Here is a 1,705-nt window from a genome sequence, read left to right as displayed (position 1 = left end):
AAACAATCCCCTTATTTTAAAATTTCAAATATCTTTATGTAGAACAAATTACCATCTTTCAAAAAGCGATGATACGCTTTTCGACGTAAGTCAGAGTTTTTTGTAGCTACAGCTAGATACAAATCCTGAAAAGCCGTGCGATTCTCAAGTTTATACAATATTTCAGCTGCTGCATCATGTTCATTTAAAAATATCTTCATTAATGCCTGTTCAGCTTTATCGTGAATATAACTTAATTCTACAGGAATTTTTTGAATTATACAACAGAACGCTAGTGTATTTTCAACTAATTTCCTTTTAAGTAAAGATTTACTATTCGTTATTTTATGTAGCTCCTGAAGTGACATCTCAAAATAATGAACAGATTTCTCTGCGTCTGTAAAAATGTAGCTTTCTCCTAGAACACTATAGGCTGTGGACCTTAGCAAACAAGGCATTTCAGCTATATCTAGTACCTCATATAATAAACTTCTTGCATTCTCTACCTCATCCTGCATTAAGTACGCGTAGGCACTTAAAACATTCAATTCTGTATTAATTAGCGTTTTTTCTAACCCATGCGGCATTTCATATAACTTATCTCGAATCATGTCGTGCATAGTTGCAAATATATTATAAGCACCCATATCAGAATACCCATAAATACTTAACAAATTTACTAAAATATTTACGTTAACCTTATTTAAATTAACCTTTGCACGTAAATCATCTAGGCTTTTAAAAAACTCTTTCGAACGTAAATTACCAGACTGCCTTTCTATACCAACCTTAAAAATTTCTTTATAATGTCTCGTTACAGATTGTCTACAGTCTCTTTCAAGCAGATCATGTAAGATATCTGTATATCCAGCTAAATACACATAATACATCGCCGCTCTAATATCTGCTTCCTTGTCTGTAACTTTTAAAAACGCTTGAACAATATCCATTTTTTGATCTTCTGTGTCTGTACTGACGATCATTTTCATCAACTTTGAAAAAGTCATAGGTACTTGACCATTTATTGTTTTCCATAAGTTTGATTGAGATAAATGAGTTATTTTTGAGAGTTTTGTAGGAGTGATGTCTTTTTCAGGTACAACATCCTCTAAATTTATACAATCATGCATCGTAATCCCTCCTCAGATTTAGAACATAAGACACATCCCTTCTTTTTCTCAATAGGAAAACGTACCATAATGATTATTTATATCTGAGAAGTGTGGTATACTAAATGCTGACTCATGGAATGTTTTACCTACGTGCGATAGGGTAAAACGTTACAATAGTGTGGCAGCACCGTTTGTAACGCCGTGGGTCTTTTCTCGTTCCTTTTTTAGTTATTGTCATTATCTTAACACAAGATTCAGAACATTTATTCTTATGTTTCTCTTTTGATGTTGAGAAAATTTTTTCTAAATATTCGATTTTAAGAAAAATAGTATTTTACCAATTCTAGAAGAAGACATTACCTTTCTCAACGGTAAAGATTTCTGTATATATCTGTGTATCTATGAAATAAAGAGGACGCTTGTCCTCTTTATTTTGTTCTCTATTTGGTTATAATTATACATCTCAGAAGGACCTACTAAGCCAAAAATTTCTGTCTGCGTTATGGATAAAGAAATATTATGCAATACTTCTTTCTTTCCGAAACGTTTTGATACATCTTGTAAATTTACGGAGATTTGCGACACTAAAATCATCCTCCTTTATATAAATGAGT

The 1,705-nt window shown here is 32.0% G+C and carries 1 protein-coding gene and 1 pseudogene; both read right to left on the bottom strand.

Annotation, left to right across the window (positions count from 1 at the left end):
- Positions 1-11: 11 nt before the first annotated feature.
- Positions 12-1,109, bottom strand: coding sequence for an AimR family lysis-lysogeny pheromone receptor (locus V7183_RS10005; protein WP_335359369.1), 1,098 nt, complete (start codon positions 1,107-1,109; stop codon positions 12-14).
- A 447-nt stretch (positions 1,110-1,556) separates the two neighbouring features.
- Positions 1,557-1,685: pseudogene (locus tag V7183_RS10000) on the bottom strand (ABC transporter ATP-binding protein); the annotation flags it as partial.
- Positions 1,686-1,705: the final 20 nt, after the last annotated feature.

The sequence above is a fragment of the Bacillus sp. JJ1127 genome (assembly GCF_036965845.1).
In the GTDB taxonomy this organism is placed as follows: domain Bacteria; phylum Bacillota; class Bacilli; order Bacillales; family Bacillaceae_G; genus Bacillus_A.
This window is presented reverse-complemented; position numbering and strand designations above follow the sequence as displayed.

Excerpts from the sequence above, each read along its gene's own strand:
- V7183_RS10005 (WP_335359369.1), bottom strand. The coding sequence starts at position 1,109 with ATGCATGATTGTATAAATTTAGAGGATGTTGTACCTGAAAAAGACATC.